The organism is Rhodococcus sp. NPDC058505 (genome assembly GCF_042720095.1).
GTDB lineage: Bacteria > Actinomycetota > Actinomycetes > Mycobacteriales > Mycobacteriaceae > Rhodococcus_G.
The window spans coordinates 1-21,182 of the sequence record NZ_JBHXNB010000024.1 but is presented as its reverse complement, the minus strand read 5'-3'; the positions used below and the strand labels follow the sequence as shown (position 1 = coordinate 21,182).

The window sequence follows — 21,182 nt, the reverse complement described above, 5'->3', positions numbered from 1 at the left end:
ACCAATGTGCCAGCGGGCCAGGGGTCCGGGCGCGGCCTGTTCGCCATTCGGTGTCGGCCAACCACGACGATTCAGGCCGGACTTCTGTCGGGGCGTTGTCGAGCAGGATGTCACAACCACGCGCCGAGCGGTGTCTTCATGTCGACGGACAACCCGGGAGGCAGAACCCCGGCCGTCGACGATCCCCAGGAGGACACGATGACCACACCAGCCCGCATCCCGCCAACCGAACTCACCGGACTCTTCGGCACGATCGTGAAGATCGCATCCCGACGGATGCTCGGCCAAGTCCCGGACTCGATGGGCGTGTTCGCCCACCATCCCGCGCTCATGCGGGCGTCAATGGGCATCGGCCGCAAGATCGAGGCGCTGGACGAGCTCGACCGCAACCTCGCAAGCTATGCCGCGATGTCGACGGCCGCCTACATCGGCTGCAGCTGGTGCCTCGACTTCAACTACTACAAAGCTCACAACGACGGGCTCGACGAGACGAAAGCCCGGCAGGTGCCGAACTGGCGCGAAGCGTCGGTGTTCACGCCGGTCGAACGCCACGTCATGGAATACGCCGAGGCGATGAGCCAGACACCGCCTACCGTCACCGACGAATTGTCGGCCGCACTCCTCACCGAACTCGGCCCCGCCGCGCTGATCGAGCTCACCGCCAAAGTCGCCTTCATGAACATGAGTTCACGGATGAACGTCGCCCTCGGGATCCACTCGGAAGGTTACGCCGACACGTGTCAGCTCCCGCCTCTGGCGACCCGGGCGACCGCGGCGTCTGCCCCCGGGCCGCAGCCGCCGGATACCACGTTCAAGGCCGTAGGCTCGACATCATGACCGACGACGCGTTCGTCACCCACCGCCCCCTGCTCTTCACCGTCGCCTACGAACTGCTCGGATCCGCGGCCGACGCGGAGGACGTGCTGCAGGAGTCGTGGTTGCGGTGGAATGCCGTCGACCACGCAGGCGTACGCGACGAACGCGCCTACCTCGTGCGGATCGTCACCCGCCAGGCACTGAACCAACTGCGCACGATGTCGCGTCGACGCGAGTCGTATGTCGGGCAGTGGCTGCCCGAGCCACTGCTCACCAGCCCGGATGTCGCAGACGACATCGAACTCGCCGAAAATGTGTCGATCGCCATGCTCACGGTGCTCGAGACACTCGGGCCGACCGAACGCGCAGTGTTCGTGCTGCGCGAGGTGTTCGACGTGCCCTACGACGAGATCGCCGCCGCGGTCGGCAAGACCACGGCTGCCGTTCGCCAGATCACCCACCGCGCACAGGAACACGTCGCCGCGCGGCGACCGCGGGTGACGGCCGATCGAGCCGAACAGGAGGCGGTCGTCGCCCGTTTCGTCGCCGCGGTGAACTCGGGCGACCTGCAGGGCCTGATGGATGTGCTCGCACCCGATGTGGTGTCGGTCGCCGACGGCGGCGGCTTCGTGCGCGGCGCGGCTCGCCACCCGATCGTGGGCGCCGACAAGATCAGCCGCTACCTGCTCGGTGGCCTCGCGAAGCTCGGCCTGCCGTTCCAGGCGCGGCCCACATGGGTGAATGGCCATCCGGCGATCCGGGGCGAGATCGACGGCGCGCTCGCTGGCGCGATCAGCTTCGCGATCGAGGACGGACGGATCACCCGCATCTTCTCGATCGCGAACCCGTACAAGCTCGGCCGACTGGACGAGGAGGCGGAGCTGGCACGGTAGCAACTCGGCCGAAGTTCACCACCGGCATACGTGCCCACAGTTTCTCGTTCTATCGACACGGACCTGCGCTGGAGGCTGGACCGTCTACGCTCCCCCCGATCCCGGTCGTCGGTCTCGCCACAGGACCGACAGGATTCCCAGGTCCACCTGTTGCCCAGCACGTCACCGCCCGAACCGATCCGGCCGCCCCTGGCACCACCGTGTTCCTCGGCACCGAGACGCCGTACTGCGTATGTGTCGTCCATTGGCGCAATCTCACGACCGGCTCGGCCGGTGTGGCCGGTGTCTGGTCCTCAACCTATGCGCCAACGCCGGGCCCTGACCACGCGGCCGAGACCGGTTCCGGGATCCTGGTTGCGGCGGTCACGGCAGGCGGCGCGCCGGGCTACCCACTGACCCCGACCACGCTGCTGCCGGGTGGCGGTACCTGGACGGTGCCGTAGCTCCCACCCGAGCGAGGCCCGCGATGCGCGATCGGTGCCGTGACGCTCTCCCCTTGTCAGGCAACGTCGCTCAAAGGACGACAACCGAGAAGACGCTGTGGCGGATCCTCGACCGAGACGGCGCCGGACCTTCCGATGTGCTCGCCGGAAAGCTCGTCGCGGACATTCAGGAGAGGTAGCCGCCGGTGGTGCGCAGCAGGTCCGCGACCACCGCCGAGACCCAGGTCCAGCCCACGACCGCGGCCACAGCGAGGGCGAGGGAGAACCCGTCGCGACCCAGCAACAGGTCGGGAGCGAGCAGCGTGACGCCCACGACCGCGCTGTACACGCCCCACGCGCGCCGACCCTCGCGAAGGTACCGTCGTGCCAGCACAATGCTCGCGGCGATCAGCGCGAGGAACGCGACCACCGGTGCGATGCTGTGGAGAACGCCGTACACCGTCGGGTCGGATGTCCCCGCGGTCGTGGGGAAGCCGTCTATCGGGTCGGCCACGAACACCCCGGCCCACACCGAACTGAACCCGAACAAGCCGATCAGCCTCGGGACCCAGGTCCGGCCGATGCCAGCGGTCATCGCCCGCCTCATTCCGACGGCGCCCGCGACGAACAGCACGCCGCTGACGACGAAGTTGGCGATCTGGATCCACCCGCCGGGGCCCAGGCTCAGCAGGCTGAGCGGGTGGCGGGTCAGGTCGAACCCGTCGCGGGTCACGACCTGCACGGCCGCCACCGCGAGGTAGATCGGGCCTGCGGCTACTCCGCACGCCAGCAGGCGCCGCGTCGTGGTGGTTCCGCCGGCGGCGGATTTCCTGCCGGTCGTTGCGTGATCGACGTTCGTCATGGCGCGGTCCTCTCGTCGGTAACGGTCTTCCACCGCTACCTCGGTGCCGAGCGACGGACTTCGACACACGACGGCACGCGGCGGTGGAGGCCCCACCCCCTGACCGAATGTGGGATTCGGTCGGCCTAAGTGACCGAATCCCACATTCGGTCAGGAAGGGGGGCGGTCAGGAAGGGGGCGGACGGCGGCCGTCAGGTCTGCTGCCCCGCACCCCCGTGAACCCATCCCGCGATCTGCGCACGGGTCGTGAAGCCCAGCTTGGTGAGGATGTTCTCCACATGCCCCTCCGCGGTGCGCTGCGAGATCACCAACTGCTGCGCGATGGCCTTGTTGGTCATTCCCTGCGCGACGAGTTCGGCGATCTCCCGCTGCCGTCGGGTGAGTTTCGTTGTCGGCGCGCTCGCACGCGGCCCGACTGGTGCCTGCTCGCCGAGCGCGTAGGCGATCGCCGCGTCGACGGAGAGTCCACGCCCGCGCGCGAAGGCGGCATCGAACGACGACTGGCCGAGGGCATCGGTCGACTCGCGAACGATGCGATCGTGGTGGCCCAACAGGTCCCGGATCACGATCGTGGGGCTGCCCGCTGCCTCACCGACCCATGCCGACGCACCCATCAGCGTGGCGGCCCGCTCGGGCCGGTCGGCGGCGATCCAGCCCAGGATCTCAAAGCACATCGCGAGGCCGAGCGGATCGTCGACGAGTCGGGTCAGCCGCATCCCCTCCTCAATCAGCTGAGTCGCGCGCGGGGTGTCGCCCTCCTCCCAGACGGCCAGTCCCAGCATGCTCAGCGAATAGGACCGGTACATGGACTCCCCGTCCGCTGCGGTGAGGGCGAGCACCTCCTCGTGGCAGGCGATCGCGCGCCGCGGGTCCCCGGACAGCCCGCACGCCATGGCGAGTCCGACGAGGGTCCCGACCCGTGCCAGCGGGCTGCCCTCGGTGCGCAGCGTCAGCAGGGCCTCCTCGAAACGCTCTGTCGCGCGCGGGAAGTCACCGGAGAACGTGGCGAGGTAGCCGGTCGCGGACACCGCGAACGCCGCCGCACCCGGATCGTCGTCGGGGTCCGTCAGGGCGCACGCGGCATCGGTCCACGTCTGGGCCGCCGGAACGTCGCCCTGCATCAACGCCAGCATGCTGCCGAGGCACAGCGCCGTCACTCGCGACGCGGCGGGCGCGCCGTCGGCCCGGGCCAGCGCCCGCTCGATCCAGTACCGCCCCTCGCTGTACAGGCCGCGGGAGACCCAATAGGGGTAGACCGCGATGACCATGTGCAGCGCCGCATCCTGTTTCGCCGCGGCGGTGACGCTGAACTCCAGCGCCGCGCGCAGGTCGGCGCGGGTCCGGTCGAACCGGGCGAGCCACTCCAGCTGCCGGTGCCCGATCCACTCGGCCTCCGCCTGCAGCGTCAGCCGCTCGCACCAGTCGTGGTGCCGTTGCCGCAGCAGCGCCGACTCGTCGGCCTCGGTCAGCCGCTCCAGCCCGTACTCGCGGATCGTCTCGAGCATCCGATACTGGGTGACCCCGCCGGCCTCCTCCCGGATCAGAATCGACTTGTCCACCAGGGAGCCGAGCACGTCCGCCAGTTCCCCGTCGGCGAAGCCGCTGACCTCGGCTGCGGCGTCGACCTCGAAGCCGCCCGCGAACACCGCCAGCCTGCGCCACAACGTCCGCTCCCGGTCGCCGAGCAGGCCGTGGCTCCAGTCGATGCACAGCCGCAGCGTCTGCTGCCGCGACGGGGCGACGCGCGTGCCGGTGGTCAGCAGCCGGTAGCGGTCGGTGAGCCGAAGCAGGATCTGCTGCAGCGACAGTGCGCGCAGCCGGGCGGCAGCCAATTCGATCGCCAACGGCAGGCCCTCGAGCCGCTGGCAGATCTCCACGACCGTGGCCTGGTTGTCCACCGTCAGGCCGAACCCGGGAACCGCGGAGCGCGCACGCGCCTCGAACATGACGACACCCTCGTACCCACCGAGACTCCGCAGCGACGCCGCCGTACCCGGATCCGGAACCGTCAGGGGCGGAACCCTCAGCACCGCCTCCTCCCCCGCGGCAAGAGCCTCCCGGCTGGTCGCCAGGATCCGCACCTCGGGGCAGGCGCTCAGGACGGCCTTCGTCAGCTCCGCGACCTCCGCCACCAGGTGCTCACAGTTGTCGAGCACGATGAGCGCGCGCCGGTCGGCGAGAAAGTCGATGAGCAGCGGGAGCGGCGACCGGGCCGCGCGTTCGCGGAGCCCGAGCGCGGCCACCACCGTGTCCGCCAGCAGGTGCGGCTCGGGGAGGGCCCCGAGCTCGACGAGCCAGACCCCGTCCTCGAAGTCGTCCTGCAGGTTCGCCGCGACCCGCAGCGCCAGCCGGGTCTTGCCGACACCGCCCATCCCGGTCAGTGTCACCAGATGCGACTCGGACAGCAGCCGACGCACCTCCGTCAGCTCACGGCGACGGCCGACGAAATTGGTGAGTTCGTGCGGGAGATTGCCCACCCGCACCCGGACTCCCGACTGCATAGGGGACATCCCTTCCTGATCGCGACGCCACTGCCCTGCGGACCTGAGGCAGCAAGGGTATCGCTCCCCGGATCCGAGTGGCCGCAACGCGGTCGGGTCGACGTTCGAGCAGTCGAAAGGTGTTCTGCCGGGATTGATCCCATACGACTCGCCGGGCGGTGGGTCCGCGTATCATTCGCTCGGTTGCCGAAGGGCGGCAACGGTCTCGACGGGTGAGGAAACAGAATGGTCGAACGTCCTGAGCAGCTCGGTGGCCGGCGGTCCGGGAAGCAGGTACCCAAGCTTCTCGCAGCTTGCGCCCTCGTCACCGGGATCGCGCTGGGCAACATGGGGGTGGGGGTCGCCGCGGCCGACACCGGTTCCCTGTCCTCGTCCTCGTCCTCGTCCGCGGTGGACCTGGAATGGGAGGCCTCGTGGGCGGCCTACCGGCTCGAGTTGAGCCAGGCCGACTGGGCGCTGTCGACCGTGACCGTCGACCTGCCCGTTGAGATCGATGCGCCGGCCGATCGGGTGTTCCCGGCGTACTCGAACCTGTACAACAGCCTCGGCCGACACCCGCTCCTGACGGGCATCGTCGACCGCCGCACCTACACCGACGGCGACGCGGAGGTCTGGGAGTTCATCGCCCTCGAGGACATCCCCGCCGGCTCGGCGTCGATTCCCGCACGCACCGTCGGGCAGCAGCGGATCCACGCCGCGGAACGCTGGTACACCACCGACACCTGGGACGCGCCCGGCGTGATCACCAACCAGAAGGTCACGTTCACCGAGAACGCAGGCACGACCACGGTCGTCCAGCACCTGGTGTTCCGGGCCCCCGCGGTGCTGATCGACTACGCGGTGAAGAACGGTGTCGCCGCGCACCTCGAGAATCAGCAGGCCATGAAGCGCGACATCGAGAACGGCACGCTGTAGGCGTGGTTCTCAGGTAGCTAGCGCGCATCCCCGAGTTTGGTCGCCCGCGCCCGCAGGTAGTTCTGCTCGGGGATGCTCGTTGCCTTGCGGGCGGCGGATCGATAGAGCGCAACGGCGGCGTCGAGGTCGCCGGTCAGCTCGAGCAGATGGGCGCGGACCGCGTCGGGTCGGTGCGACCGGGACAACCGCGGGTCGCCGTCCACGGTGCCCAGCAGCCGCAGCCCCGCCCGAGGTCCGTAGACCATCGCCGTCGCCACGGCTCGGTTGAGCGTCACCGCCGGATTGTCGGCGACCGTCTCAAGCAGGGTGTACAGGCCGAGGATCTGCATCCAGTCGGTGGCGTCCGCGGTGGGCGCCTCCGCGTGGAGCGCGGCGATGGCGGCCTGGAGTTGGTAGGGGCCCAGCGCCGTCCGCGACATCGCGTCGGTGACGATCCCGATGCCCTCGTCGATGGCGTCGCGGTTCCACAGTCCGCGGTCCTGCTCGGCCATCGGGATCAGCCGTCCATCGGCGGTGCTGCGCGCAGGCCGGCGGGCATCGGTGAGCAGCATCAGCGCGAGCAGCCCCGCCACCTCCCCGTTGTCGGGGACGGTCTCGCGCAGCATCCGCGTGAGGCGGACCGCCTCGGACGACAGTTCAACGCGATGCAGGCTCGGACCGGAGGAACTGGTGTACCCCTCGTTGAAGATCAGGTACAGCACGTGAAGGACCGCGTCGAGCCGATCGGCCCGCTCGTGCTGCGGCGGCAGTGCGAAGGCGACACCGGAACGCTTGATCTGGGCCTTCGCGCGGCTGATGCGTTGGCCGACCGTCGATTCCGGCACGAGTAGGGCCCTGGCGATCTCGGCGGTGGTCAGCCCGCCCACCGCACGCAGGGTGAGCGCGACCTGCGAGGCGCCGCTCAACGACGGGTGGCAGCACATGATCAGCAGGGTCAACGAGTCGTCCTCGTCGGCCGACGGGCCGACATCCGCTGGCGGCGCCCGCAATTCGTCATCCGGGGTTCGCACAATCGCGCCGTCCTCGCGGCGCCGTCGAGCCTGATCGCTGCGCAGCTGATCGACCATCCGCCGCGACGCGACCCGGATCAGCCAGGGTCGGGGATCGGCGGGCACCCCCTCCCCCGGCCACTGCAGCGCCGCCGCGAGCAGCGCCTCCTGCACGGCATCCTCCGCAACGTCGAAGTGTCCGTACCGCCGCACCAGCGCGCCGAGCACCTGCGGCGCGAGATCGCGCAGCAGGTGCCCGAAGGTGACCTCGTCCACGGTCGTTCAGACCTCGGTGGGATCGCCTTCCATCACCGGTCGCAGCTCGACGGTGTCGCCGATCGCCTCCACGATGCGCGCGGTGATGGCCAGTGCACGGTCGTGCGTCGCGCACTCGATGATGGAGAAGCTGGCCAGCACCTCCTTGGTCTCGGCGTACGGACCGTCGGAGGCGATCGGCGTCCCGTTCACCCTGCGCACGGTCTTGGCCAGCGACGGATCCGACAGTCCCTGTGTCATGACGAGTTCACCGGTATCGGTGAGTTCGCGTTCGAGGTTCTCGTAGAACTCGCACATGGCCAGGAACTCCGGGCTCGTCACATCCACGGCGTCCCACTCCGCCTGATTCGTGTACGCCAACAGCATGTACTTCATCGGATCTCCTCGCTCGATCGGAATCACTGCGCCGTCCGGGTCATCGTCGACGGGTAGCCGCCGCCCCCCGGGTACACCCATTCACCGTCGAGGACGGTGTCGTCCGCGTTGAAGGTCCCACGAAAGTACGCGGGCGAGCCCTTCGACCCGCCCCAGATCGTCAACGTGTCACCGTCGAGTTCGTAGACGTAGTCCAGCGTGTTGCCCTGGCTGTCGTAGAACCGGGACACGACGTCCGCGCCCGGTGCCTCGCCGAAGGGACGGAGGTTGCCGATCATCTCGGTGCCGATGATCGACTCACCGAACTGTTCGAGGTCGACCTGCTGGATCAGGAAGTAGCGGCCCTCCATCCAGGAATAGGTCACGGTCCCCTCGGCTCCGCCGGTGATCCGCCACGTGCCAACGAGCCGGTCGAGACGCTGGAGGTTCGCGGCCGGTGGTGGTACCGGCTGGGTGATTTCGTTCTCGTTCTCGTGCATCGTCATGGTGGTGTCCTCTCGTCGGCATCGGGTCGTTCACGGCTACCTCGTTGCCGAGTGACCGGCTTCGACATCCGCGGACGAAGTTATTTCCGGTCGGCTCGGTGCGATCCCTTCAGTGACGGCGAGCGATGACTTTCCGGCCCGCATCCGGTCCACACTGGAGGACAGATCCTTCGATTCCGGGAGAGGCCATGACCGACCAGACCGCACGCGCGCTACCCCCGATCGTCGACCAGCAGTCCTGGCGGGCCGCGCTGGCCGACCTGCGGACGCGGGAGAAGGCCGCCACCAGGGAACTCGACGCGATCGCCGCGCAGCGCCGCAGGTTGCCGATGGTTGAACTGCCCGACTACACGCTGATCGGCCCGGACGGGGGGATTCGACTCGTCGACGTGTTCGAGGGACGCTCGCAGCTCATCACCTACCACCACATGTGGTCCGACGGCGCACAGTGGCAGTGCGGTGGCTGCACCGGCCTCACCACGCAGTGGACCCGGCTGGGCGTCCTCGACAACTACGACGCCCGCATGGTCATCGTCACCAACGGGCCCATCGACGAGGCGCTGGCCTACCGGGCCAAGGTCGGCAACCGGATGGACTGGTACTCGTCCGCGGAGAGTTCGTTCGGCGCCGACGTCGACGCACCACCCGGCGGCGGGTTCGCCGTCAACGTGTTCCTGCGCGACGGCGACACGGTGTACCGCACCTGGCACACCACCGGCCGCGGAACCGAGCAACTCAGCTACACGTTCGCGCTGATCGACCTCCTGCCGTGGGGCAGGCAGGAGGAATGGCAAGACTCCCCCGCGGGGTGGCCGCAATCGCCCACCTACTCCGGGTGGCTCGACTCCCCGGACGTCGCGCGGCTCTACGGCCCGGCCACCGACGCCCGCTAGGGACGGCGACCCGCGGACCCGACGGCCCGGTGCGGGGCTGGCGGTCCTCACTCGGCGAGGTAACGCAGCAGCACCGCCGTCTCGAAGCGCCGCGTCTCGACGAGGCGGAGCCGCAGTCGCTGGTCCAACGGCGGGAACATCGGGGTGCCGCCGCCGAGCACCACCGGTGAGACGAACACCTGGTATTCGTCGATCAGCCCGTGCGGGATCAGCGACGCGGCGAGATCCGCGCCGCCGACCTCGAAGACGCCGTCGCCGTCGGCCTTCAGCCTGCGCACCTCCTCGACCGCGTTGTCGCGGACGAGGCGGCTGTTCCAGTGCACCTCGGTGAGGGTGCGGGAGAAGACGACCTTCGGCTTCTGCGTCCAGAGTTCGGCGAAGTCGCGTTCGATGCTCGACGCGTCGTCGGGCACGTGCGGCCAGTATTCGGCCATCAGCTCGTAGAGCCGCCGGCCGTGCAGCGACAGCTCCAGCTCGCGGTACCGGTCGTTGTGGAACTGGTGCAATTCGTCGTCGGGTTCGGTCCAGTCGATGCTGCCGTCGCGGTCGTTGACATAGCCGTCGAGGGACACGCCGTATCCGTAGATCAGTTTCCTCATGAACGGGTAGACCTCCGGTCCGTCCGGAACTCATCGGTGCGGGCTTCTCCCGGAGGCTACGACACCCGGATGCATCACGCACCGTGGCGAAGCAACGCGGGTAGTCCGGGGGCCGCTGCCACCCGCAACTCAAGGTTCCGCACCCGACGGTCATGACACGAATCGCGGTGGCGGCGCTGGCCGCCGTCGCCGCGGCGGCACTGGCGCGGTTCGCGCTGCGCGCCATCCGCAGCAGGCCTTCCGACACATAGCCGCGAGGCCGCCCGCTCAGGCCACCGAGGCGCCCGCCCGCGCGATGAGGTGCTCGACGAGGGTGATCAGCACGGTCTTGCACGATTCCCGGTCACGCGCGTCGCACAGCACGATCGGCGTCTTGGCGTCGATATCGAGGGCCTCGCGGACCTCGTCGACGGTGTAGGCCTGGGAGCTCTCAAAGCAGTTCACCGCGACCGTGAATGAGACGCCGCGCCGCTCGAAGAAATCGATGGCGGCGAACGAGTTTTCCAGCCTGCGGGTGTCGGCAAGCACCACCGCGCCGAGCGCACCGCGGACCAGCTCGTCCCAGAGGAACCAGAAGCGGTCCTGCCCCGGCGTGCCGAACAGGTACAGCACCAGGTTCTGGTCGAGGGTGATACGACCGAAGTCCAGGGCGACGGTGGTCGTGGTCTTTCCCTCCACGCCCGACAGATCGTCGATGCCGGTGGACAATTCGGTGATCATCTCTTCGGTGCGGAGCGGGGTGATCTCACTGACGGAGGACACCATCGTGGTCTTGCCGACTCCGAAACCACCGGCCACCAGGATCTTGACCGAGGCAGCCAGGTCGGTTGAGGACACATCGTCATGCATTGTGGTCTACAGCTTTCGGATTCCATCGAGGACTGCGTGCAGAATGTTCAGGTCGCCGAGCCCGGCCATGCCGTCGTCGGGGTCGCTGCTGGCCGGGGATCGGAACACCAACTGCCCCTCGGTGATCAGATCGCCGACGAGGATCTTCGTCACCGCCAGCGGCAGCTGCAGGTGCGCCGAGACCTCGGCGACGGATTGCGCGTCGCGGCACAACCGCAGGATCTCGGTGTACTCGGCCTCGGCATGCCGCAGCCGCGGGGCATGGGACGCGGTCACCACGAGGGTGAGCATGTCGAGTTCGTGCCCCGCGCCGACGGTGCGACCGCGGGTGACGGCGTAGGGGCGGACGAGGGGTCCGGCCGCGTCATCGAACCACGATTGACCCATTCGTGTCACCGCCCCTCTATGCGCCGTGCTCGGCGACAGCCGCACGCGGGTCGGTGGACAGGTGGCTGCCGATCCGCTGCACGGTCAGGTTCATCTCGTACGCGACCATACCCAGGTTTGCGGTCCCGTTGGCCTGCAATGCGATACACGCATTGTTGCCGGCGGCGGTCACGAACAGGACCGCGTTCTCCAGTTCGATGACCGCCTGGCGGACGGCGCCGCCCTGGAAGCGCTGCCCCGCGCTGCGTGCCAGCCCGTGCAGGGTGGCCGACATGGCGCCGAAATGCTCGGCGTCCTCCCTGCTCATGGCCGTCGACCGGCCCAGCAGCAGCCCGTCGGTGGACAGCACGACCGCGTAGCGCACCCCGGCGAGACGATTGACCAGATCGTCGAGGAGCCAGTTCAGTTCACCTGAGGGAGAAGTCGTCATCGTCCGCGTCCTTCGTCTTCCGTCTCGTCCATGGATGTCTGTCCGGCCTGGGGATCCGGCTGCCGACCCTGCTGCGTACCGTACGCGATGGCGGACATCAGATCTCGTGCCTGTTCCGCCGACCGTGGCGGTTGCTGCGGCTCCGCCTCGGCCCGGCCATCGTGCGCCAGCTCCGGCGCCAAATTTGCCTGCCTGCGACGGCGGGGCAGGCTCGGCCGCCCCTCGCCGCCGCTGTCCGGCAACGACTTCGTCGTGAGGGCCTCGGTGTCGACGGTGACGGTCGGCGGGTCGTACACCGGGGTAGACCCGGTGGATCCTGCGGGTTCGGTGCGCACGGCGGGTGGGGTGCGGCCGTCGCGCTCGTCGACGGTCCACGCCTGGGACCGGGTCGTCGTCCGCCCCGGCTGATCTGCGGTCGGCATCGGAGCCTGCGGCGTCGGCGTCGGCATGTGAACCTGCGGAGCCGGCGGCGTGGGTGCGCCACCCACCGCCGATCCGCGGTCCGGGGCAACGAGTTCCGGCATCGCGACGGCAGGCTGCGCGGCCGGACGCTCGGCGAACCGGTTGGGCAGGTGTCCCGTCACGGGCGCCGCATCACCGGCGACCACCGAGTGCGGCAGCAGCACGATCGCGCGGATGCCGCCGTACTCGGAATCGACGAGATGGATGTGAATGCCGTGCCGGGCCCCCAGCTGGGACACGATGAACAGGCCGAGCCGGGACGTCGCCGACAGGGTTTCGACGGAGAAGTCCGGCGGGTTGCGCAGCATCTCGTTGACGCGGTCGAGTTCCTCGGCGGACATGCCGATGCCCTGATCGGTGATCTCGATCGCGACGCCCTTGCCGACCACGTTGCCGCTCACCTCGACCCGGGACGCCGGCGGGGAGAACGCGGTCGCGTTGTCGACCAGCTCGGCGAGCAGGTGGATAAGGTCGGCGACCACGTTGCCGACGATAAACACCTGCGGCACCCGCCGGGTGTACACCCGGGTGTACTCGAGGCTCTCGCCGATCGCGCTGCGCACCAGGTCGACCAGCGGCACCGGGCTCCGCCACTGACGGCCGGGTTCACCGCCGCCGAGGATGATGAGGTTCTCGGCGTTGCGGCGTTCGCGGGTCGCCAGGTGGTCGAGTCGGAAGAACGTCTCCAGCAGGGCCGGATCCTCCTGGCGCTGCTCGGCCTCGTCGAGGACCTCGAGCTGCCGGTGCACCACCATCTGGCTTCGGTGGGCGAGGTTGAGGAACACCGCGCGCACCCCCTCACGCGTGCGGGCCTCGGTGACCGCTGCGGACACGGCCGCCGCGTGCGCTCGGTTGAAGGCCTGTGCCACCGAACCGATTTCGTCGCTACCGAAGTTCAGGTGCGCGGGCTCGGGGTCGATGTGCTCGCCCGCCCTCAGCCGGCGCATGGTGTCGGGCAGTTCAACCTCGGCCAGGTCAAGCGTTTCCTTGCGGAGACGCTTGAGCCGCCCGATCAGCCGGTTCGCCAACCACAACGACAGCAGGAACGCGAGGATCGTGAGCCCGAGCACCGCGGCACCCACCCACAGCGAGGTCTCGGCGGTGCGCTGGCCCTCGTCGACGGCGATCGCATTGGCGCGGTCGTTGAGGTCCTTCCAGGCGTCGATCACGCCCGCCGACAGCTGCTCCTGCGCGGTGCGCCATTCGGCGAAGGTCATCGGCGGTGACGGCTCGTCACCGGTCCGGTCCGCCTCCGGCGGCGCGATGAGGTAGCTCTCCATCTCCCCCACCTGCTGCCAGGCGGGAGACGCCAGAACCGCCCGGATCTTCGCGGCGGCCGGGTCGGCGCCGAGATCCGCGGCGAGCTGCGGGAGGGCGGTCCGGTAGGAGCCGACCAGGTTTCGGTAGTCGTCGTGCAGGGGGCCGCCAACGAGCCTGCCCTCCAGTTCGGCGGCGGTGAGCGCCGCGGACCGCGACATTCCCTCCATCACGTGCAGCACCCGGACGCCGTTGAGGAGCGCGACACCGGTCCCCGCGTCGGGCGCGTTGGAGGTGATGAGCGTGGTACCCAGCGCCACCGCGTCGAGGATGGTGTTGAAGAGGCCGAAGGTGTCCTCGATCGACATCCGTCCGGCGTCGATCTGACCGCGGATCTGGGGCAGGCTGGCGAGCAGGGTGTCGAAGCCGCCGGTGTCGGCACCGACGGTGCCCTGCGACACCTCCTGCAGCCGCACCGAGTACGGGGCCAGCGCAATGAACGCGGCGTCGACGCCGCGCCGCACCTCGTCGAGCACGGCCGGATCGCCCCGCTGCCCGGCCAGTTGCCACAGGGTCAGCATCCGCTCCTGCTCGACGCCGTCGACGACGTCGCGAGCGTGGATCACGGCATCCAGGTTCGCCGCCGCCCACTGTTCGGCCTGGCGGCTCTCCCGAATCAGATATCCGGTGGTGCCAACACCGATCCCGAGCAACGCCAGGCTGGGGACCAATGCGATGGCCAGGACCCGGGCCCGGACACCGAGGCGCACTTTCAGCATCGGGGGAATATAACCGGTCAAATACCCAGCGTGTAATTCGCCCCCGGCCGTCCCTGCCCTTTGATTCGATTGGGCCGCTTGGTGTTTAACTCTACCCGCCGGGTTGGCGCGCCCGACGACCGATCGTCGGTGGTGCGATGATCACCGGATGCGTCTCCCGCGATCGGCACTCGCCCTCACCGCCGCCTGCGTCGTCGTGACCGGATGCGCGGGCGAACCCGCGGACCCGGCACCGGTGGTCGTGTCGTTCGACGACGGGTGGGGCCAGGTATTCGTGATGGACATCGACGGCAGCGGGGTCCGGCAGGTGACTCCCACCGTGGCCGACGACACCGTCGACAGCAGGGCGGGGTACGCCGCGCTGTCACCGGACGGCACCGAACTCGCCTACACCCGCGCCGGCAGATTCATCGACATCGTCGACCTGAAATCGGGCGCAGTGCGCACGGTGTACGAGGGCGGATACCAACCCGTCTACTCGCCCGACGGCTCCATGCTCGCGTTCACCACCGCTGGCGGTGAGAGCATCACCATCGTCGACACCGACGGAACCAATGCCCGGGTGGTCGATCTCGCGGAGCACGGCACGGTGGCGACGTTCTCACCGGACGGCTCGCGGATCCTGGTGACCGTCAGCGGCTACCTCGTCGAGGCACCCGTGACCGGCGGGCCGTCCACGGTGGTCCTGCGCGACCAGTTCTGGAACGCGGATCCCGCCTATTCGCCCGACGGATCCACCCTCGTCTTCTCCAGCAACCGGGGCGGCAACAACGGTTCCGAGATCTACTCGATGCCCGCGGCGGGCGGTGCGATCACGCCCCTGACCGACACCTACGCCGTGCACCCGGAGTTCACACCCGACGGCACCCGCATCCTCTACACCCGCGCGACCACTCCCACCGGCGAGCCGGTCACCGACACCTCCGTCCCGACCCGACCGGAACTCGCGTCGATGAATCCCGACGGCTCCGACCAGAAGCGGCTGACGCCGCGGTCGATCTCCGCGCAGAACCCCAGCATCGGCGGCGGCCGGTGACCACCGCGTCCCGCGTCAGCCGGTGACCGGGGGCACGAACTCGCAGCCCACCGGCCGCGGGTGCGCGGGGTCGAGCGCATTGAGGATGAAGCCGGCGGTGCGCGGGCTGCCCGCGATCGCGAGGTGTTCGGAGAAGTCGGTCGGGCAGCCGTCCTGCACCACGATGTTGACCGCGTTGGGCGCTGCGATCAGGCCGCTGGTGTACGGGTAGGCGATCTCGTCGTAGACGGTCGCGATGTTCGTGTAGTCGACGCCCGGCGCGTAGACGCCGTCGGCGTTCAGGTCCCGCATGAACTGCGATCCGCCGACCAGCTGCGAGCACGCGGCGCAGACGCTCATGGACATCATCCCGTCCAGGTCGTCGGGTTCGACGCCCAACCGCTGCCCGATCCCCCGCCACAGGTCCATCTGGTCGCCCCACGCCCCCTGCCACGGACCCGCGATGGACACGAACCTGTCCACCCGACCCTCGCCGCCGAGCCGTTTGACGAAGTAGTTGCCGACGACGCTGCCCTGGGAGTGACTGACCAGGTCGACCCGCTCGGCGCCCGTCGCCGCACGCACCCGGTCGACGAAGGCGGCCAGCTGGCCCGCGCTCTCCTCGATGGGCCGCATGCCGCCCATTGCCGAGAGTGGCCACGGCACGTCCAGCGCGCCGTAGGTAAGCGCGAACACGCAGTACCCCTCGTTGGCGAGGGCCGGAACGAACGCACCCCAGTTCGTCTGCGCGCCACCGGATGTGCCATGCACCAGCACCACCGGGTTCGGGTGCGCGGCGGATGGGGTGCAGGACCAGTCGTTGGAGCCGGGCAGCGACCCGCCTGGATTCGCGAGTTCGGCGGGGACCCCGGCGAAGAAGTTGTAGTCGACCGGTAGCTCGGCCCGCGCGGTGCCCGCTCCGGCCGCGGACCACAGCATCGCGAGAACCACCAGCATCAGCATCGATCCCGGCACCCGCCGGGTCAGGCTCCGCCGCATGACCACTCCCCCCGTTTCAGGACATGATCGCGTCAGGCTATCCCGGTCGGATCGCGCCGGAGGCCGAACGCGGCGGATCACCCGGCCTGCGCGGCCCGCCGTGCCGCCGACGCCAATTTCGTGTACATATGTACATAAGCGGGCGTAGTGTACGTCTGTACACAATCGGGAGGTGGGCATGACGGAGGAACGGACCCGGGCGCGACGCGACCCCGCGGGCCGCCGCCGGGCGATCGTCGAGGCCGCGGCCGACCTGGTCGTCGACGGGGGGCTGCCCGAGCTGACGCACCGGCACGTCGCGCAGCGGGCCGGGGTGCCACTGGGCTCGACGACCTACTACTTCACCTCCCTCGACGCGCTGGGGTGCGAGGCGCTGACGCTGCTGCGGGACCGCGCCGCCGCCGACCTGCGGGAAATCGCCGACCAGCTGGCGGCCGCAGGTCCGACGCCCGCGACAGTCGGCCGGATCCTGTTCGAGTACGTCAGCAACACCGACCGGGTACGCGCGGATGCGGCGACCTACGCGGCCGCCCTGCACCAGGACAGCCTGCGAGAGCTGGCGGCGACGTGGTTCGAGGGCCTGGTCGAGGTGCTGTCCGTCCACACCGGCCGCGACGCCGCGGTCGCGCTCGCTGTGTTCACCGACGGCGCTGCCACCCACGCCCTGCTGCACGACACCCCCCTATCCGAGCCGTTCCTCGCCGCGGCGGCGGCGGCCCTCCTGCGGATCGAGGAGCACGACGATGAGTGACCGAACCATGCAGGCCGTCGCCGACGAGGTCGACCTGCCACCCGCGCGCCGGTGGGCCGCGCTCGCGGTGTTGTCCCTGAGTCTGCTCGCCGTGGTGATGGACATGACCGTCCTCAACGTCGCGCTACCCGATCTCGCCGCTGACGTGCAACCGTCTGCGACGCAACAGCTCTGGATCGTGGACGCCTACTCGCTGGTGCTGGCGGGCCTGCTCGTGTCGGCCAGCGCGCTCGCCGACCGCTGGGGTCGCAAGCGGCTGCTGCTCGCCGGATTCGCGGTGTTCGCGGTGGCGTCGATGCTGGTGCTGGTCGCCGACAGCCCGGAGGCCGTGATCGCGGTCCGCGCGCTGCTCGGCCTCGGCGGTGCGATGATCATGCCGACGACCCTGTCGATGGTGCGCGTAGTGTTCCGCAACCCCGCGGAGCGGGCCACCGCGCTCGGCATCTGGGCGTCCGTCACCGCGCTGGGCGCCGCGATCGGCCCGATCGTCGGGGGCCTGCTGCTCGAGCACTTCTCCTGGCACGCCGCGTTTCTGGTGAATGTTCCGCTGATGGTCGTCGGTCTGGCATTCGGCGCGTGGCTGCTGCCCGAGTCACGGGTCCCGACCGCCGGACGCTGGGATCTGCTCGCGTCGCTGCTGTCGATCACGGGCATGGTTGCGCTGGTATGGGCGATCAAGAACATGGCCAAGCACTACCCCGACCACGGCATCGCCAACCCGACCGCGTGGGCCGTGTTCGCCGCGGGCGCCGGGCTGCTGACCTGGTTCACGATGCGCTGCCTGCGCAGGCCCGACCCGCTGCTTGACGTCCGCCTGTTCACCCGGCGGTCGTTCACGGCGGGCACCGTCGCCGCGCTCGCGGCGATGTTCGCGATGGCGGCGCTGCTGCTGCTTGGCGCGCAGTGGTTGCAGCTCGTGCAGGGTCGCTCGCCGCTGAGCGCGGGCGTGCACCTGCTGCCGCTGGCGGCGGGCGGTGCGGTCACCTCGATCACCGCGCCCGCGTTGGCGACCCGGATCGGGGCCCGCGCGGTCCTCGCGGGCGGCCTGGCCGTCTCCGGGATCGGCTTCCTGCTGCTGTACCTCGCCCCGGCGCCGCTGGGCTACGGGTGGGTGGCCGCCGCGCTCGCGGTGCTCGGCGCCGGCGCGGGTTCGCTGGCGATCGCGTCGGCGCTGATCATGTCCGGCAGCCCGCCCGAGAAGGCGGGCAGCGCCGCCGCGATCGAGGAGACCGCCTACGACCTCGGCAACGTCCTCGGCGTCGCGATCCTCGGCAGCGTCGCCGCCCTCGTCTACCGCGACGGACTACACCTCGACGCCGTCACCGCCGGCCTGCCCCCGAGCGACGAGTTGTCGGCCGCCGTCCGCGTCTCCGAGGAATCCCTCGGCGGCGCAATGGAGGTCGCGAGCCGGGCGGATCTCCCCGAGTTGGCAGTCCACGCGCAGGACGCCTTCACCGAATCGTTCACCACGATCGGCCTGCTCGGCGGGGTCGCGCTCCTCGGGGTGGCCGCGCTGGTGGCCGCCCTGACGCCCCGGGACGTGGACATCACGGTGCAGCACCACTGACGGCGTCAGGACGGGTCACCCTCGACTGTCCCTGCCGCCCTGCGGAATCGGCGCCAGGTCCTCTACTCCCGGCATGAGTTCCCGCAGCACCGGCGCCCACCCCTCGACGCGCCGGGGAAAGCAGGCGGCGAGCAGATCGACCATCACCGACGGGGCGACCGACGCGCCGGGGGAGGCGCCGAGCAGACCGGCGATGGTGCCGTCCGCACCGGCCACGACCTCGGTCCCGAAGGTCAGAACCCCGCCCCTGCGGCGGTCCGGCTTGATCAGCTGAGCACGCTGCCCGGCCTGCACCAGCTCCCAGTCGGCCGGGTCCGCTTCGGGATAGAACCGCCTGAGCTGCGCGACCTTTCGCTTCCGCGACGCGAGCAGCTGCCCAACCAGGTACCGCACCAGCGGCAGGTTCCGGACGCCGACCGCCAGCAGCGGCACGATGTTCCGGGGTCGGACGGTGGCAAACAGGTCGAGAAGGCTGCCGTGCGTGAGGAGCCGGGTACTGAACGTCGCGTACGGCCCGAACATCAGCGCCGGGCAGCCGTCGACGACGCGCCGGTCGAGGTGTGGCACCGACATCGGCGGCGCCCCGACCGCAGCCTGCCCGTAGACCTTCGCGTCATGCCGGGACACGACATCGGGGGTGCGGGTGCGCAGGAACTGCGCGCCGAGCGGGAAGACCGCATACCCGCGCACCTCCGGGATCCCGGCCCGCTGCAGCAGGGTCAGCGCGTAGCCCCCCGCGCCGACAAACACGAATCGGGACCGGAGCCGAAACCCGGTGCCTGCGCTCCGGTCCCGGCCGGTCACGGACCACAACCCGTCGTCGCCGCGCGCCAGCCGGGTGACGTCGTGGTGCAGGCGGACCCGCGCCCCGCGGGCGGTCATGGCGTCCACCAGCGCGCGGGTCAGGGCACCGAAGTCGACGTCGGTTCCTGCCTGGTGGCGGGTGGCGGCGATCGGTCCGTCGCCGCTTCGGCCGTCCATGATCAGCGGCGCCCACCGTCGGATCAGCTCGGGATCCTCGGTGTACTCCATCGCCGAGAACAGCGGGGAACGGCGCAGGGTGGCGACGCGGCGCCGCAGGTAGTCGACGTCGGCGGCACCGAAGACGACGTTCAGGTGCGGGGTCGGGGTGACGACCGACGCCGCCGCGGGAGGATCACCGCCGTCGAGGAGCGCCGCCCAGAACTCGAGGGAGAGACCGAACCGACGCCCGATGCTCTCAGGCGTCGTCGGGTCGTCGGGGTCGGGCATGTAGTTGAGCTCGCACAGCCCGGCGTGGCCGGTGCCCGCGTTGTTCCACGGCCCCGAACTCTCCCCGGCCAGGTCGTCGAGACGCTCGAGCAGGACGATCGACCAGTCGGGCTGCACCCGGGAGAGCAACGCCCCCAGCGTCGCGGACATGATGCCGCCCCCGATGAGCACGACGTCGGCCACCTCCCCACCAATTTCCGTTCCCGTGCTTGCTGATTCACTGTGCTTCATGGTTACCCTCCCTGTCGCAGGTGATGGTCTCCCCAGCGTGCTCCGACGAGACTGATCCGTCCAATGACGTAATCGCCTGCTTATGATCCGAATATGGAACGGTTCTTGCCGGACGAGGCAGCGACGGTGATACCCCAGCTGGCCGCCTTCGACGCCGCCGCCCGCGAGGGGCACTTCACCCGCGCCGCGGACCTTCTCGGGGTGCCCCAGTCGTCGCTGAGCAGACGAATCAGATCGCTTGAGGACACGCTGGGCGTGCCGCTGTTTCAACACCTCGGCCGCGGGGTCACCCTGACCACCGCTGGCCGCGAGTTGCACGAACGAACCCGCGACCTGGTGGCGGCGCTCGACGACGCCGTGTCCGCGGTCCGCGGGAACGCCGACCCCGACGGCGGACTCGTCCGATTCGGCTTCCCGCTGACCCTCGGCCCGGTGAGCATCCCGTCCCTGCTCGCCGACTTCCACCGGGTGGCACCGCGCATCCGGCTGCACCTCGTCCAGGCGCACGGCGAGGCGCTCGCCGGGATGGTGCGCGACGGCCACCTCGACCTCGCCGTGATGATCCCACCACCCGACGACCTGCCCGTGACGGTCCTTGGCCGTCAGCGGCTGCTGCTACACGTCGCCAGCGCCCACCGGCTGGCCGGTCGCCGCCGGGTCGATCTCGCGGAGCTGACCGGGGAACGGTTCATCGCCAACCCGCCGACCTATCACCTTCGGCAGGTCCTTGATTCACGCTGCGCCGAGGCGGGATTCACCCCGCAGGTCGCATTCGAGATCAGCGAGTTCGAGACGATCCGGGCGCTCGTCGGGCACGGCCTCGGCGTCGCCGTGCTGCCCGCAGCGGAGACCCCGCATCCCGGCCTGGTGACCATTCCCCTGACCGGCATGGGCGACCGGACGATCGGCCTCGCCACGGGCAGCAGCCGGCCGACGACCGCCGCGACGCGACTGCACGAGCACATCACCGAGCGCGCGTGCAGGTTCCTCCGGTGAAGTCCACCTCGTACTCTTTGATTCCCCAACTTGCCAGATCCGAATATTGTTGCGCATCAATCACATCCACACTCGAACACCCTTGCTATCGAACACACATACGAGTAACGTCGAGACATGGACCTCGACGAGCTACTCACCACACCCAACCGGGTACAGGCGTGGCAACTCGACGAAAACAC

At 69.6% G+C, this 21,182-nt stretch carries 20 protein-coding genes; 8 read left to right on the top strand and 12 right to left on the bottom strand.

Annotated elements, in window-relative coordinates:
* Positions 1–198 precede the first annotated feature (198 nt).
* Both ACFWPA_RS16555 and ACFWPA_RS16550 read left to right on the top strand, forming a co-directional pair.
* Positions 199–837 carry a carboxymuconolactone decarboxylase family protein gene (locus tag ACFWPA_RS16555; RefSeq protein ID WP_378571014.1) on the top strand — a complete coding sequence of 213 codons (639 nt, stop codon included), beginning with the start codon at positions 199–201 and terminating at the stop codon, positions 835–837.
* Entirely contained in the window at positions 834–1,709 is an 876-nt protein-coding gene (locus ACFWPA_RS16550; protein ID WP_378571012.1) for an RNA polymerase sigma-70 factor, read from the top strand. Before ACFWPA_RS16555 ends, ACFWPA_RS16550 begins: the two co-directional genes overlap by 4 nt.
* A 609-nt stretch (positions 1,710–2,318) precedes the next feature.
* Here ACFWPA_RS16550 and ACFWPA_RS16545 read toward each other — a convergent pair.
* Both ACFWPA_RS16545 and ACFWPA_RS16540 read right to left on the bottom strand, forming a co-directional pair.
* Entirely contained in the window at positions 2,319–2,993 is a 675-nt protein-coding gene (locus ACFWPA_RS16545; RefSeq protein ID WP_378571010.1) for a DUF998 domain-containing protein, read from the bottom strand.
* 191 nt (positions 2,994–3,184) lie between these two features.
* Entirely contained in the window at positions 3,185–5,494 is a 2,310-nt protein-coding gene (locus ACFWPA_RS16540) for an ATP-binding protein (RefSeq protein WP_378571008.1), read from the bottom strand.
* 225 nt (positions 5,495–5,719) lie between these two features.
* Between ACFWPA_RS16540 and ACFWPA_RS16535 the strand changes: the two genes are divergently transcribed.
* The gene (locus tag ACFWPA_RS16535) at positions 5,720–6,409 is read left to right on the top strand and encodes a hypothetical protein (protein ID WP_378571006.1); all 690 of its coding nucleotides are present in this window, start codon (positions 5,720–5,722) and stop codon (positions 6,407–6,409) included.
* Between the two features lie 17 nt (positions 6,410–6,426).
* On the opposite strand, the gene ACFWPA_RS16530 is transcribed toward ACFWPA_RS16535, so the two are convergent.
* From ACFWPA_RS16530 to ACFWPA_RS16520, 3 genes are read right to left on the bottom strand one after another with little or no spacing between them, the layout of a single operon-like run.
* On the bottom strand, positions 6,427–7,674 hold the full coding sequence (locus ACFWPA_RS16530) for an RNA polymerase sigma factor (protein ID WP_378571004.1): 1,248 nt from the start codon (positions 7,672–7,674) through the stop codon (positions 6,427–6,429).
* Positions 7,675–7,680: 6 nt separating this feature from the next.
* Positions 7,681–8,049, bottom strand: coding sequence for a YciI family protein (locus ACFWPA_RS16525; protein ID WP_378571002.1), 369 nt, complete (start codon positions 8,047–8,049; stop codon positions 7,681–7,683).
* 23 nt (positions 8,050–8,072) lie between these two features.
* Positions 8,073–8,534 (bottom strand): hypothetical protein, encoded by a 462-nt coding sequence (locus ACFWPA_RS16520; RefSeq protein ID WP_378571000.1) that lies wholly within the window; start codon positions 8,532–8,534, stop codon positions 8,073–8,075.
* A gap of 188 nt (positions 8,535–8,722) precedes the next feature.
* On the opposite strand from ACFWPA_RS16520, the gene ACFWPA_RS16515 reads away from it, so the two are divergent.
* Complete coding sequence (locus ACFWPA_RS16515) at positions 8,723–9,427, top strand: DUF899 domain-containing protein (protein ID WP_378570998.1); 705 nt, start codon at positions 8,723–8,725, stop codon at positions 9,425–9,427.
* Between the two features lie 47 nt (positions 9,428–9,474).
* On the opposite strand, the gene ACFWPA_RS16510 is transcribed toward ACFWPA_RS16515, so the two are convergent.
* From ACFWPA_RS16510 to ACFWPA_RS16490, 5 genes are all read right to left on the bottom strand, one after another.
* Positions 9,475–10,026, bottom strand: coding sequence for a dihydrofolate reductase family protein (locus ACFWPA_RS16510; RefSeq protein ID WP_378570996.1), 552 nt, complete (start codon positions 10,024–10,026; stop codon positions 9,475–9,477).
* A 267-nt stretch (positions 10,027–10,293) separates the two neighbouring features.
* Positions 10,294–10,863: an ATP/GTP-binding protein gene (locus ACFWPA_RS16505; RefSeq protein ID WP_378509339.1), complete on the bottom strand. Its 570-nt coding sequence runs from the start codon at positions 10,861–10,863 to the stop codon at positions 10,294–10,296.
* 18 nt (positions 10,864–10,881) lie between these two features.
* Entirely contained in the window at positions 10,882–11,271 is a 390-nt protein-coding gene (locus ACFWPA_RS16500; protein WP_378509338.1) for a DUF742 domain-containing protein, read from the bottom strand.
* Positions 11,272–11,278: 7 nt separating this feature from the next.
* A complete protein-coding gene (locus ACFWPA_RS16495) occupies positions 11,279–11,692 on the bottom strand; it encodes a roadblock/LC7 domain-containing protein (RefSeq protein ID WP_378570994.1) in 414 nt (137 codons plus the stop codon).
* Positions 11,689–14,190: a nitrate- and nitrite sensing domain-containing protein gene (locus ACFWPA_RS16490; RefSeq protein ID WP_378570992.1), complete on the bottom strand. Its 2,502-nt coding sequence runs from the start codon at positions 14,188–14,190 to the stop codon at positions 11,689–11,691. Before ACFWPA_RS16490 ends, ACFWPA_RS16495 begins: the two co-directional genes overlap by 4 nt.
* 148 nt (positions 14,191–14,338) lie before the next feature.
* On the opposite strand from ACFWPA_RS16490, the gene ACFWPA_RS16485 reads away from it, so the two are divergent.
* On the top strand, positions 14,339–15,226 hold the full coding sequence (locus ACFWPA_RS16485) for a hypothetical protein (protein ID WP_378570990.1): 888 nt from the start codon (positions 14,339–14,341) through the stop codon (positions 15,224–15,226).
* A 15-nt stretch (positions 15,227–15,241) separates the two neighbouring features.
* Here the strand turns inward: ACFWPA_RS16485 and ACFWPA_RS16480 are convergent, their stop codons facing one another.
* Positions 15,242–16,204: an esterase/lipase family protein gene (locus ACFWPA_RS16480; protein ID WP_378570988.1), complete on the bottom strand. Its 963-nt coding sequence runs from the start codon at positions 16,202–16,204 to the stop codon at positions 15,242–15,244.
* Positions 16,205–16,382: 178 nt separating this feature from the next.
* Here ACFWPA_RS16480 and ACFWPA_RS16475 point away from each other — a divergent pair, with 178 nt between their 5' ends.
* Complete coding sequence (locus ACFWPA_RS16475; RefSeq protein ID WP_378570986.1) at positions 16,383–16,955, top strand: TetR/AcrR family transcriptional regulator; 573 nt, start codon at positions 16,383–16,385, stop codon at positions 16,953–16,955.
* Complete coding sequence (locus ACFWPA_RS16470) at positions 16,948–18,522, top strand: MFS transporter (protein WP_378570984.1); 1,575 nt, start codon at positions 16,948–16,950, stop codon at positions 18,520–18,522. The genes ACFWPA_RS16475 and ACFWPA_RS16470 overlap by 8 nt, the downstream gene beginning before the upstream one ends.
* Before the next feature lie 15 nt (positions 18,523–18,537).
* On the opposite strand, the gene mqo is transcribed toward ACFWPA_RS16470, so the two are convergent.
* Positions 18,538–19,956, bottom strand: coding sequence for a malate dehydrogenase (quinone) (mqo, locus tag ACFWPA_RS16465; protein WP_378570982.1), 1,419 nt, complete (start codon positions 19,954–19,956; stop codon positions 18,538–18,540).
* A 141-nt stretch (positions 19,957–20,097) separates the two neighbouring features.
* Here mqo and ACFWPA_RS16460 point away from each other — a divergent pair, with 141 nt between their 5' ends.
* Complete coding sequence (locus tag ACFWPA_RS16460; RefSeq protein WP_378570980.1) at positions 20,098–21,000, top strand: LysR family transcriptional regulator; 903 nt, start codon at positions 20,098–20,100, stop codon at positions 20,998–21,000.
* The last annotated feature ends 182 nt before the right edge of the window (positions 21,001–21,182 follow it).